5 protein-coding genes are annotated in these 13,985 nt (G+C 49.8%); 4 read left to right on the top strand and 1 reads right to left on the bottom strand.

Annotation, left to right across the window (positions count from 1 at the left end):
- Positions 1 to 108 precede the first annotated feature (108 nt).
- On the bottom strand, positions 109 to 3,168 hold the full coding sequence (locus ACFS25_RS29255; RefSeq protein ID WP_381508379.1) for a VPS10 domain-containing protein: 3,060 nt from the start codon (positions 3,166 to 3,168) through the stop codon (positions 109 to 111).
- Between the two features lie 454 nt (positions 3,169 to 3,622).
- On the opposite strand from ACFS25_RS29255, the gene ACFS25_RS29250 reads away from it, so the two are divergent.
- From ACFS25_RS29250 to ACFS25_RS29235, 4 genes are all read left to right on the top strand, one after another.
- Positions 3,623 to 6,037: a TonB-dependent receptor plug domain-containing protein gene (locus tag ACFS25_RS29250; protein ID WP_381508377.1), complete on the top strand. Its 2,415-nt coding sequence runs from the start codon at positions 3,623 to 3,625 to the stop codon at positions 6,035 to 6,037.
- Positions 6,038 to 6,119: 82 nt separating this feature from the next.
- Positions 6,120 to 9,350, top strand: coding sequence for a WD40/YVTN/BNR-like repeat-containing protein (locus ACFS25_RS29245; protein WP_381508376.1), 3,231 nt, complete (start codon positions 6,120 to 6,122; stop codon positions 9,348 to 9,350).
- Between the two features lie 81 nt (positions 9,351 to 9,431).
- Positions 9,432 to 10,535 (top strand): PepSY-associated TM helix domain-containing protein, encoded by a 1,104-nt coding sequence (locus ACFS25_RS29240; protein ID WP_381508373.1) that lies wholly within the window; start codon positions 9,432 to 9,434, stop codon positions 10,533 to 10,535.
- Positions 10,536 to 10,549: 14 nt separating this feature from the next.
- Positions 10,550 to 13,552: a WD40/YVTN/BNR-like repeat-containing protein gene (locus ACFS25_RS29235; RefSeq protein WP_381508371.1), complete on the top strand. Its 3,003-nt coding sequence runs from the start codon at positions 10,550 to 10,552 to the stop codon at positions 13,550 to 13,552.
- The last annotated feature ends 433 nt before the right edge of the window (positions 13,553 to 13,985 follow it).

Raw genomic sequence — 13,985 nt, 5'->3', positions numbered from 1 at the left:
AGTATTTGGTAATTTCAAGCCTGGTTATTTCGAAGATGCCCTTCCCGTGGCTGTATCCTCACAGCCATGGGAAGAGGCATTGGGGAAGGTAGTCTAGCCACAGGAGGACTACATTCCTATTTTGGCTGTCTTTGTAAGCTTCTCTAACTCGGTTAGTTGCTTTGTCAGATCGCTCGATAATTCCTCATACACCTTATAAGAACCGTCGGTTGGTTTAGCGTCGCCGTTCTCCACACTACGCCAGAGGGCAGCCAGCCGGTTGTTCAGTTTGATGGGAAAGTTCAACGGATCCTGGCCGCTCTGATTTCGGATTTGATACAAGTTTTCTTCGATGATACTCAGTTGGTCTTTCAGCTTCTTATTCGCTGGATTGTCGGGTTGCCTGGCTAGTTTTTCCTTCAACGTCCGAATCTGAATCACCGCATCGTTGGCTTTGCTAGTTTCATCTTTCAGTTTCATGGCCAGAGTAAATTGCTCCTGCACATCAGCGGCAGTAACGCCTTTTAACCGTGGATCGAGTCTGATTTCGAACGGTTGCGTGCTGGATTGACCACCCACTGTAAGCCGCACCTGATACTGACCGGGCAAAGCCAACGGGCCAGACGTAGGGCGGGCACCCCACATGATCATGCCTTTGAAATACGTTGCGCCGGGATAGCGAAGGTCCCATTCGTAGCGGTTCAACCCGGCAGCGGTTGTGGGCAGTTTTACTTTAGGCTTTCCGGCATCATCATCGTCGTCTCCTTCGGTTTTGGGATAGGTTGGTTTGTCGCCCGTAAACGACTGGATTACTGTTCCGGCAGCGTCTAAAATTTCGACTTTCACGCTATCGGCCTGTTTCGCCAGGTAGTATTGAAAAACGGCTGGTTGAACCCGCCGAACGGCATAATACGGCTTGAAAAGATGTAGGCTTTTCTTGGCGAGATCGGGCGTAAATTCCCGAACGGGAGCAATATCGTCCAGCACGTAGATCGACCGGCCATGTGTACCAATCACTACGTCCTTCTCCGTAACCTGAATGTCTGCTATCTGCGTATCGGGTAATTTCAGTTGCAGCGGTTGCCAGGTGTCACCATCCGTAAACGATACCCAAACGCCGTGTTCCATACCGGCATAGAGCAGGCCGGGGCGCGTGATGTCTTCCCGAATCGTGTGTGCGTAATCATCTGACCGCAAGCCGTTAATGATCTTTTTCCATGTCTTTCCGTAATCGTTCGTTTTATAGATATATGGCGTACGATCATCCATCTGATAGCGTTTGGCGGCTACGTAGGCTGTGCCGGGTTTATGCCGAGATGCCTCAATAATGCTCACGCGGGTGTGTTTAGGTAGGTCCGGCGGAGTGATATTCTGCCAGTTTTTACCGTGGTCGCGGGTGATATGAATCAACCCATCGTCGGAACCCGCCCAGATCGTGTTAACATCGTGGTAGGAGGGGGCCAGGGCAAAGACGGTCGCGTAGATTTCGGGGCCGTTCATATCCATCGTAATGACGCCCCCGCTTTTGCCGAGTGTCGTCGTATCGGCTAAGGTCAGGTCCGGGCTGATTTTGGCCCAGCTCTGGCCTTCGTTGGTCGATACCCAAACGTGCTGCGAACAGACGTAGAGCCGGTTTGGATCTTTGGGCGCAAACACAATTGGGTATGTCCACTGCCACCGTTCGGGTAGGGCACTGGCTGGTTCGCCGGAAAAAAAGCGGGGATAAACTTGAACGTCGCGAGTTTGGCCAGTCGAACGGTCGTACCGCGTGAGCAAAGCACCCTGACTGCCTGCGTAAAAGATGTCGGGATTCTTTGGGTCCTGAGCGATATAGCCGCTTTCGCCCCCGCCTACTTCGTAGCCCCACTCGCTTTTTTTGATGCTGTTACCTTTTACCAATTGATTTGCCCAGCCCTCACTGGCCACGGCTACGGTCGTATTATCCTGCTGTGCGCCTGCAATGTGGTACGGGAAATCATTGGTGGCGGTAATGTGATACAGTTGTGCGGTCGGAAAGTTTTCGTCGGTCCAGGTTTTGCCCCCGTTGACGGATACCGCGCCCCCACCATCGTTGGACGTGATCATCCGAGTGGAATCGGCGGGGTCAATCCATAGGTCGTGATTGTCGCCATGAGGAACGGTAATTGCCTTGCTGAATTTTACGCCCCCATCCGTCGATTTGAAAAAGTCAACATTCAGGCAGTAGACGCCATTTTTGTCGAGCGGATCGGCGAAAATACGTGAGTAATAAAAGGCCCGCTGACGTAGTTTTCGTTCATCGTTAACGTGTTTCCATGTCATACCAGCATCATCTGACCGATAAACGCCCCCGTCCTCGGCTTCTACAATGGCCCACACGCGGTTCGGATCAACTGGCGAAACGGTTACGCCAATCTTGCCGACGGTGCCTTTGGGCATGCCTGGTTTGCGGGTCAGTTCGGTCCAGGTATCGCCCCCATCCGTTGATTTGAAAAGGCCCGAATCGCCACCACCGCCCCACATTTTCCAGGGTTTCCGATACACTTGCCAAATAGATGCGTAAAGCACATTAGGATTCTTCCGGTCAATAATCAGATCGACCCCGCCTGCTTTATCACCTTTATACAAAACTTTTTTCCAGCTTTTCCCGCCGTCTGTCGTGCGGAAGATACCGCGTTCTTCATTCGGGCCGTAGGGATGTCCCAGAGCCGCTACATACACAATATCCGGGTTTGTCGGGTGAATGCGGACGCGCGCAATGGCTTGGGTATTTTTCAGACCAATGTTGGTCCAGGTTTTGCCCGCATTCGTCGTTTTATAGACGCCATCGCCCTGCATGATGTTGCCTCGAAGCTGGGTTTCGCCCGTTCCGATGTAGACAATATCCGGGTTGGACTCAGCCACCGCCACCGCTCCCACCGACGAGCTATTCAACTGCCCATCTGTGACGGGGGCCCAGCTCATGCCACCATCGGTTGTTTTCCACAGACCTCCGCCCACGGCACCGAAGTAGTATTCCTGTTTGCGGCTGGGCGAACCAGCAGACCCCAGTGACCGTCCGCCACGGGTTGGTCCGACATTACGCCAGCTCATTCCTTTAAAAACAGGATTGGTCGCCGTATCAGCTGGCGTTTTTTGTTGTGCCCAAAGCGGACTGTTTATGAATGCGCTGCCGATGACAGCAATGAAAATAAAGACAAAATGCTTCATTGGTAGAGGGTTATTATGACGATACGTTGATTCATTAGTGCGCTGGGGAGAACTAGCACATAATATGATCAATGAGTGTAGGGCGAGTGGGAATTATGTAAGCAAACTTAGGAAAGTCCAATCCAATTTCCTCATGAAGCGGCTAAGAATATATTCTACGTTTTATAAGTAGGCCATATTTTAAATTAAACTAATTCTTATTTAATAGCTATTTATTCTTTTTTGAGCCGACATAACAAAATAAATATTAAGTCAACAGAAATTTTTTGTGTGAATGGATCAAGTGTGTCTAGATTTACAACATTAAAAAGGCATTAAAGACTCTTCTATTAATTATATAATTATTCTTACAAATAAGACTATTAAACTACTTAATATCTCTGAGTAGTCAGGTCTTATAGCTCTAGGAATGTGTGTATGTATTAGTAGTCCAACTTTATTCCATTCATTCACTATGAAACAACTTCTCTTAGCGCTTCTGAGCCTGTTTTCTTTTTTTGCATCGGCTCAATCAGTAACCGTTCGGGATATAAGCTCATTACAACCTATTGAAGATGTAGAAATCAGGGGAGTGTCAATGACTCTGACTCAGGTCCGCTTTACAGATCGGTCTGGCAAGGCAGATGCATTGGCACTCTCCGATACAGACCAGCTCGTTTTTCGGCGGGTTGGCTATCAAACAGCTTACTATACGCTGGCTCAACTGCGGGCGATGAACTTCACCGTTTTGCTGGCCGAGAAGCAATTGGAACTCAATGAAGTGGTGGTGGTCGCCAATCGTACCGCCGAGCCGCTATCGCGTATAGCGCAGCCCATTCGCGTATTTACGCGGAACGAACTGCGGTTTTTGAATCAGCCAACAATGGCCGAGGTATTGCAGCAAAGCGGTCAGGTGCTGGTCCAAAAGAGCCAGTTGGGTGGTGGAAGCCCAATCCTTCGTGGTTTCGAAGCGAATAAAGTCCTGATGGTAGTTGATGGCGTCCGAATGAACAATGCCATTTTTCGGGGCGGGCACTTGCAGAATATTCTGACCATCGATAATGCCGCTGTCGAACGGATGGAAGTTGCCCTGGGACCGGGTTCAGTAGTGTATGGCAGCGACGCGTTGGGGGGCGTTATTTATGTGCAAACGCTGTCTCCCAGACTAAGTAGTTCGGGCACGCCATCCGTAAATGCTAATGGGTTTGTTCGGTACAGTAGCGCGATGAGTGAAAAAACGGCTCATGCCGACTGGAACGCAGGCTTTCGCAAGTGGGCACTTACCACCAGTATAACCGCGTCGGACTTTGGTGATCTGCGGCAGGGCAAGCAGCGTAACGCCAACATCGGTCAGCTGGGGTTACGACCAGTCTACGCCGGGTACGAAAACAGGGCCGACGTACAACTGATAAATTCAGACCCCAATGTTCAAGTGTCTTCAGCTTACAAGCAGATCGACTTGCTGCAAAAAGTGATGTTTCAACCAAACGACCGGACGCAACATCTGCTGAATCTGCAATTCTCGACCAGCAGCGACATTCCGCGTTATGACCGGCTGACCGAAACTGATGCTAAAGGCAACCTCAGCCATGCAGAGTGGTATTATGGCCCGCAGAAACGCTTGTTGACTTCGTATGGCCTGACAAAACAATTTACGTCGGGTATTGCCGATGAACTGAAAGTGATTGCGGCATACCAGTTCATCGAGGAAAGTCGTCATAACCGACGGTTTGGAAATTATGGGTTGCAGCACCGAACGGAACAGGTAGGCGTCTGGACGCTAAACGCTGATCTGAAAAAGAAGTTGGCAACGAACCACACATTGCGTTATGGTCTGGAAGCAACGTACAACACCGTTCAATCAACCGCTTTCAGGGAAAATGTACAGACTGGGAAGATTGATCCGCTGGACACCCGCTACCCCGATGGCGGGGCTAACACGCAGTCGCTGGCAGGCTACGTATCGGGAACGGTGGACGTGAGCAACCGCTCGACGCTGACATATGGAGCGCGCTATGCTTATAACCGGTTGTATGCGAAATTCAATGACAAAACGTTTTTCCCTTTCCCATTTAATGACATTACCCAGCAGTCCGGGGCACTAACGGGTAGTCTCGGTTGGGTAACGCGCCTGCCGGGTGAGTGGCAGTTGGCAACGTCTCTTTCGTCGGGTTACCGGGTGCCGAACGTAGATGATCTGGCAAAAGTATTTGAATCGGTGGCGGGTACACTTGTTGTTCCAAATCCGAATTTGAAACCAGAGCGAACCTACACGCTTGATGCGGGCATCCGTAAGCAACTTGGCGAACGGGTTTCGGTAGAGGTAGAGGGCTTTTACACTTTGTATAACAACGCCATTACTACCCAGCCGGGCACATTGAACGGACAAAGCCAGATCGATTATAATGGCCGAACGAGTCGGATTGTTACGCAGGTTAATTCGCAACAGGCCCGTCTGTATGGGTTTAATGCGCAGCTTTCGGCTGATCTGACACAGATGTTAACCCTGTTTGGCACCGTGACCTACACGCGTGGCCGCAGCCTGACCGACTCAACGACTTACCCCCTCGACCATATTCCTCCTCTCTACGGCAAGGGAGGCATCCGGCTAACTGTCAAGCAGTTTCGGGTCGAAGCCAATGTGTTATTCAATGGCTGGAAACGCCTGAAAGAATACAATCTGGTAGGAGAAGACAACATCGTTTACGCCACGCTACAGGGTATGCCAAGTTGGCAAACGATTAACCTGCGGACTAGCTATCAGGTAAACCGGTATATGCAGCTACAGGCTTCTCTGGAAAATATACTGGATCGAAACTACCGCGTTTTTGCGTCGGGAATTAGCGCATCGGGCCGCAATCTGGTACTGACTCTGCGGGGAACACTATAAAAAGGCATTTACGAACGATTTAATGCCTTATTCTGCTTTCATATGTTTTATTTTGCAACAGTCAAAAATAGCCAAATCTTTTATGGTAATTAGGAAACTTGCTGCTGGTATAGTTACTCTGCTGCTTATAGGCATATTGCCAGGTATCTTACTAGCTCAGCGAAAAAGCAAACAGACAGCAAAAACCACTAGTGTGCTGTCTACTGACAGTTTGTTTAACGGGTTGCGTTGGCGGAACATTGGTCCATTTCGGGCTGGGCGTGCGTTGGGCGTTTCCGGGCATCCGAGTCAGCCACTTACCTATTATTTTGGTGCTACCGGCGGGGGTGTCTGGAAAACCATTGATGGAGGGGGCAACTGGACAATGGTGTCGGATAGTGCATTTAAATCCAGTTCAGTGGGTGCAGTAGCGGTTGCTCCGTCCGATCCTAATATTATTTATGTGGGGATGGGGGAGGCTGATATTCGGAGCAACATTACCAATGGCGATGGGGTCTATAAATCTATGGATGCGGGCAAAACCTGGAAACATATTGGGCTGAAGATGGCCGATGCCATAGGCACGATCGAAGTTCACCCGCATAATCCCGACATTGCCTACGTAGCGGCTTTGGGGAATCCGTTTGCGCCTAACAAAGAGCGTGGTGTGTTTCGTACCATCGACGGGGGTAAAACCTGGAAGGCTGTTCTGACCAAAAACGACAGCACAGGGGCAATCGTTGTGAAACTCGACCCAACCAATCCGTCGATTGTGTATGCATCCATGTGGCAGGCCTATCGTAATAGCTATATAATGAGCAGTGGCGGACGAGGTAGCGGCCTGTTTAAATCTATGGATGGGGGTGATACTTGGACGAGCCTAAGCGACAAACCAGGTATGCCAAAGGGATTGTTGGGCAAAATTGGTATTACCGTGTCGCCTGTCAACTCCAACCGGCTCTATGCCATGATCGAAAATGCCAAAGGTGGCCTATACCGCTCCGACGACGCCGGTGATTCGTGGCAACTCATCAACGAAGACAAAAACCTGTGGCAGCGCCCCTGGTACTACATGATGCTGGCGGCTGATCCTCAGGATGAAAACGGGTTGATTGTGTTAAACGTTAACGCTATGAAATCGTACGACGGCGGCAAAACGTTTAAAACCATTGAGGTTCACCACGGCGATACGCACGATATCTGGTGGAATCCCAAAAACCCGCTCAACTTCATCATCGCCGACGATGGTGGGGGCGAAGTGACCTATAACGGCGGGGCTACATTTTCTGACATTGACATTCCGACTTCCCAGTTTTATCACGTAGCTGTGGACAATGATTTTCCGTATAATCTATACGGCGCTCAGCAGGACAATACCTCGATTCGGATTGCCAGCCGCACGACAGATTATTCAATTGGGAAAAATGCCTGGTATCCGGTGTCCGGTGGCGAATCGGGTTACATCACGCCCGATCCAAACAATCCAAACGTAACCTACGGCGGTAGTTATGATGGGCTGATTACCCGGTACGACAAGGCGACGGACCAGAATCAGGTTATCAACGTATACCCCGAATATTACATGGGTGCGCCTTCATCGGCCCGTAAATACCGCTTTCAATGGACGTATCCCATCGTTTTTTCTCCACACGACAGCAAAACGCTGTATATCACCTCGCAATACCTGCACCGGAGTACAGACAATGGTCATTCGTGGCAGGACATCAGTCCCGATCTGACCCGCAATGATCCTAAAACGCAGGGTGATACGGGCGGGCCGATTACGAAAGATAATACCGGTGCCGAAACATTTCCGACGATTTTTACATTTGCCGAATCGCCGGTTGAAAAGAATATATTCTGGGCTGGCTCCGACGACGGGCTGATGCACATCAGCCGCGACGGGGCTAAAACATGGCAGAACATTACTCCGCCCGCGTCGATGCTACCCGAAATGGCCATTATGAGCATTGTACACCCCTCCGACCACACGCCCGGCAAAGCCTATCTGGCCGCAAAGCGGTACATGTCGGGCGACCGCACACCCTACATGTTCAAAACCACCGATTATGGTAAAACCTGGACGAGTATTGTAAAGGGTATTCCCTCTGATGAACACTGCCATGTGGTGCGCGAAGATCCGAATAAGCCCGGCTTATTATATGCCGGTACGGAGCGTGGTGTTTACGTATCGTTCAATGACGGCGGTTCGTGGGATAAACTAAGTTTGAATTTACCGGTCACGCCCGTTCGTGATTTGCAAATCCATAAACGTGAAAAAGATTTAGTTATCGCTACTCACGGGCTGGCTTTCTGGATTATGGACGACATTACCCCACTCCACGAAATAATGGATCAGAAACAGGGTGGAAAGGTAACGTCAGCGATACATTTATTTAAACCTCGCCACGCCTACCGAATGGAAGGTGGATCCAGACTTCATAAGAAAGGCACAGCCGCAGAAGATGGAGAAAACGCCCCGAATGGCGTCATTACACGCTATTTTCTGAAAAGTAAACCAACGAAAGAATTGAAGTTGATGTATATGACCAGCGCGGGTGATAGCATTATTACGTACTCAAATCTCAGGGATAAAAAAGGCGACTCGCTCAAAATTGCCAAGGAGTTTTATCGGGACGAAAAGCTGGAACGACCCGGTGTTATGTCGGCTCAGCCTGGCATGAACGTCTTCGTCTGGGATATGCGCTATCCCGATGCTGCGGCCGTTGAGGGGACGAACGTCATGTGGACAGGGCGTGGAACAGGCGCTAAAATCGTGCCGGGCCAGTATAAAGTACGCTTGCTACTAGGCGACTCGCTGATTGCGGAACACCCCATCGAAATCAGGAAAGACCCCCGGTTATCGATAACGGCGGCTGACTATCAGGAGCAATTTGACCTGATGCAGAAAATAAACGGTAAACTGTCGGAGACGCATAAAGCCATTAATCAGCTTCGGCTAATCCGAACACAGATTAATGGCTACACGAACGGTGTCAAAGACCCGAAAGTCGCCGGAAAATTTAAGAGTGCGGCCAAACCTATATTGGAAGAATTAGACAAGATTGAATCTACGCTGATGCAGCCAAAATCAAAAGCTGGTCAGGATGCTTTGGCATATCCGATTCGCCTGAACGACAAAATGGCGGGCGTTGGTTCGGCTGTTTCTTCTGCTGATACTAAGCCCACCAAGTCGTCTCACGCAGCGTATGACGATCTGGCCAAGCAAATCGACACCGCCCTGACCAAACTCAAAGAGGTTGTCAATACGCAGGTGCCTACGTTTAATCGGATGGTGACAGAACAGCAGGTTCCCGCAATTATTATCAATTAATTTGGATAAAAGGTTTTTCGACAGGATTAGCAGGATTGCCAAGATTAAACAGGATTTTCTTCGTGGTTACCCTGTTTAATTTTGGCAATCCTGCTAATCCTGTCGAAAAAAATAGCCCTGTCTATGCTCTCTGATAAAACAGTTTACAATCTACATCGAATTTCGGGTCTGGTGGGTGGTCTTTTTATACTGATCCTTACCATTACCGGCTCCATTCTAGTCGTTGACAAGCAAGTCGATAACCTACTGAACCCCAATCAAACCCAGATTGAGGCCGTTGGTCCTCGGCTGTCTTACAACCGATTGCTTGCTACTGTACACCAGCAGTATCCCACGGCGCAGATACGAAGTATCTACTTGTCAGAAAACGACAAAAAGGAAGCTGTTCGAGTCGATTTAACCTATAAGGGTGCGTGGATATGGGTTGTGTTAAACCCGTATACCGGCGCTATTATTAGCACACGAAATGCAGATGCCGCGTTTGTCCGGCGAGTACGTGAACTACACGAGAATCTGTTGCTGGAGCCAGTGGGCGGGTTTATTATGGGGCTAGCGGGCATCTGCCTGTTGGGGTCTGTGCTAACCGGAACATGGTATTATCGACGGTCACTGCTGAGCGTTTTCAAAATCGGTGTTCGGTGGAATAAATCGGCGCGTATCGTATATGCTGATATTCATAAATGGCTTGGTGTCGTCGCCTTGCTTTTCATGCTGATGATGAGCGCAACGGGCATTTTCTTTCACTGGGAGCAAATAGAGCGGAAATTTGGTGATGGCCCAAAACCAGATCAGTCCCAAATCGCTCCCATTTCGCTGACCAGCATTCCGGTCGATTCCGCGCTGGCTGGTGCAAAGGCGTCCATCGCTGATTTTAAGCCCCTGCTGATTGATTTTCCAAAACCCGGCGACAGTACGTTGGTGATTCGTGGTAACAGGCCGGGGAGTATCCGGTTGCTCGGGAAGTACAACGTTTCGGCTACCGTAGATGCTCGAAACGGCCACTATTTGATTGGGTTCGATGCTCGTGATGCCGATCTGGAATACATTGCCGAACATATCTTTGAAGAATTGCATTTCGGTCGCTACGGTGGCTGGATATCTCAGATCATTTACATTCTCCTGGCAATAGCAACGGCCGTTGTAACGGTTACGGGATTGATTATCTGGTTTTTAAAACGGGCTTAACCGCACATTCTTGTATGGGATTTCCTTATAGCGCGAAGCGGCTATCACTGTCGCTTGTTCTGCTTTTTCTATTCATCAATCACCTTCATGCGCAATCTTTCGCGCCCAATCTGTTCGATGCTATGAAATGGCGAATGATTGGTCCGCACCGGGGCGGGCGAACGGTGGGTGCTGTGGGGGTGCCTCAACAATCAAACGTTTTTTATATCGGGGTTAACAATGGGGGTGTCTGGAAAACAACAGATTATGGCCGCACCTGGAACCCCATTTTTGACGATCAACCCACCGGGTCCATTGGCGACGTAGCGGTGGCACCGTCCAACCCCAACGTCGTGTACGTGGCTAGTGGTGAAGGATTGCAACGCCCGGATTTGTCGGTGGGTAACGGCATGTATAAATCGATTGACGCCGGAAAAACATGGCTCCATCTAGGCCTGAACGATGGACAGCAAATTGGTAATATTGCCGTTGATCCAACAAACGAAAATCGAGTTTTTGCGGCTGTATTAGGCCACCCTTATGGTCCCAATGCCGAACGGGGTGTCTATCGCACCACGGATGGTGGCAAAACCTGGGAGCGGGTGCTGTATAAAGATGAAAATACGGGTGCCGTACAGGTAACTATCGACCCGAAAAACCCGAACATTATTTATGCCGATCTATGGGCCGCTCAGCAGGGACCCTGGGAAAACGGCGCGTGGCAGGGTCCAGAAAGCGGTCTTTATAAATCCACGGACGGCGGCACCACTTGGCAAAAATTGACAAACGGCCTGCCCACTGTTGCGCAGGGGCTGGGCCGGATTGGCTTTTGCATTGCGCCCAGCGAACCAAATCGACTGTATGCTACGGTTGACGCACCTGAACTTGGCGGTGTTTACCGCTCTGATAACGCGGGTCAATCCTGGACACGTATTAGCAGCGATAACCGGCTTTGGGGGCGGGGTAGCGATTTTGCCGAAGTAAAAACGCATCCAACGAATCCTGATATTGTTTTCATTGCCGATGTGTCTGCCTGGAAATCAGAAGACGGGGGCAAAACTTGGAATGACTTTCGGGGCGCGCCCGGTGGCGACGATTATCACCGGCTCTGGATCAACCCGAACAACCCCGATATTTTGCTGTTGGCAGGTGATCAGGGAGGCATTATTACGGTCAACGGTGGGCAGACATTTAGCTCATGGTATAATCAGGCAACGGCCCAATTTTACCACGTCAGCACCGATAACAGTTTTCCGTATAACGTATTGGGCGGTCAGCAGGAAAGCGGTTCCGTTGGAATTTCCAGTCGGAGTAACGATGGCGAAATTACATTTCGTGAGTGGCATCCGGTGGGCGTAGAAGAGTATGGTTATGTAGCCGCTGACCCACTCGATCCCAATATTATTTATGGTGGTAAAATCACCCGGTACGACAAACGAACCGGACAAGTTCAAAACATCGCGCCCGAAGCTGTTCGAAGTGGCAAATACCGATTTGTACGAACGGCTCCGGTTCTGTTCTCTCCAATTGATCCGAAAACGCTTTATTTCGCCGGAAATGTCCTCTTCAAAACTCGGGACGGCGGCAACTCCTGGCAAACGATTAGCCCTGATCTAACGCGAAAAACGTATCCCGACATTCCTGAAAGTGTAGGTATCTATCGCACCGAGGATATGAAAACGATGCCTCAGCGGGGCGTAATTTATACCATAGCCCCGTCGCCGAAAGAGATCAATACCCTCTGGATTGGTACGGACGATGGTCTGATTCAAGTCACGCGGGATGGCGGTAAAACCTGGAAAGATGTTACCCCGGCGGGTGTTGGCTCTTGGAGTAAAATATCACTAATGGATGCCGGGCATTTTGATGCCAATACAGCTTACGCAGCCGTAAACCGCATCCGTTGCGACGATATGCGCCCGCACATTTACCGGACCCACGATGGCGGAAAAACCTGGCAGGAAATTGTAACGGGATTACCCAATGACCCGATCAACGTAGTGCGCGAGGACCCTTTTCGGAAGGGCCTGTTATTCGCGGGATCAGAAACGGCGGTATATGTCTCCTTCGACGATGGTGCTCACTGGCAGTCGCTGCGGCTGAATATGCCTGCTACATCAATTCGGGATCTGGTCATTAAAGATGATGATTTGGTGATCGGAACGCATGGCCGGTCGTTCTGGATTCTGGACGATATTACGCCCCTACGTCAGTTGAACGCCGAACTGGCTAAGGCCGAAACCGTTTTGTACAAACCGCAGCGCGCTTACCGCGTCCGGTGGAATATGAACCCCGACACGCCGTTACCTCAGGAAGAACCGGCTGGTCAGAATCCACCCGATGGTGCCATCATCAACTATTTTCTCAAAGAGAACGTCAACACCCTTGTTACGCTGGATATTACGGATGCAACGGGCAAACTGGTACGGCAGTATCGTAGCGATGATAAACCCTACACTGTTCCGGACGTAAATTTACCCGCGTACTGGATTCGGCCACAGCAGATTTTATCGGCTACGGCTGGTTCACACCGGTTTATGTGGGATATGCACTACACTCCGCTCGACATTCCGCCCTCATATCCAATTGCGGCTACGTATCGGCAGACGGCTCCTGAGCCAACGTCGCCCTGGGTTATGCCTGGCATGTATACCGTTAAATTGACCGTTAACGGGAAAACGTACACGCAGTTATTCACCGTCACGATGGACCCACGGGTAAAAGCAACGCCCGTAATCCTGAAGCAACAACACGATCTCGCTTTAACTGCTTACGAGAACCGGAAACAGGTTCTGGCTTTACTGAAAGAAACAAAGGAACCAACGGGCCGGGCTATAACCGAGGGACAAAAGAAGACGATTGATGGCGTTCAAACCAGCCTGAATAATTTGAACCGGGCCTTTAGTTCAATCTTTTCAGTAGTTAGCGAGGCTGATGCCCCGCCTACAAAGCAAACGATAACAGCGGCTAACCAGGCACAGGCAACTTTCAAAAAAGTGTTGGCCGAATGGAACACTTGGAAAAATAGTGCTCGGTAATTACCGATGATACCGCTCTACTTTAATTCATTATTGGTCCTCACCAATGCAGGCAATACTATTCATAACCCCTGTATTTCTTTAGTTACGTTAAGCAGCTTGAATTACTCGATAAGGTGAGACGCTTATACGCTGGTAACGTCTTCAGGAGAGCCAAACTAAAATTCAGCAAGTCATGGAAACAGATTTGCCTGCTTTTCCGGAACGTAACAAGAAAAATAATCTCAATTCGCCAATTGTACTAAAAACAAAGCAATACCATTAGTCTAGACCTCCTTTAAATCCCCTGCTTAAATACGACAGGACGTTCTGCTTCTGTTGGTGCGCCTTATTATGCTTTTCACAGAAATGAAATTCAGTATGAAACAGCGTCCCGGCGGAGTCGTTTAACTATGCCCGACAGCTAAACTAATTGGTAATCTTTACTATAAGT

It is taken from the genome of Spirosoma flavum (assembly GCF_042686045.1).
GTDB classification, from domain to species: Bacteria; Bacteroidota; Bacteroidia; order Cytophagales; family Spirosomataceae; genus Spirosoma; species Spirosoma flavum.
This window is presented reverse-complemented; position numbering and strand designations above follow the sequence as displayed.

What these genes read in the sequence shown, in the direction of transcription:
- ACFS25_RS29255 (WP_381508379.1), bottom strand. Translation starts at nt 3,168, where the DNA reads ATGAAGCATTTTGTCTTTATTTTCATTGCTGTCATCGGCAGCGCATTC.
- ACFS25_RS29250 (WP_381508377.1), top strand. Translation starts at nt 3,623, where the DNA reads ATGAAACAACTTCTCTTAGCGCTTCTGAGCCTGTTTTCTTTTTTTGCA.
- ACFS25_RS29245 (WP_381508376.1), top strand. Translation starts at nt 6,120, where the DNA reads ATGGTAATTAGGAAACTTGCTGCTGGTATAGTTACTCTGCTGCTTATA.
- ACFS25_RS29235 (WP_381508371.1), top strand. Translation starts at nt 10,550, where the DNA reads ATGGGATTTCCTTATAGCGCGAAGCGGCTATCACTGTCGCTTGTTCTG.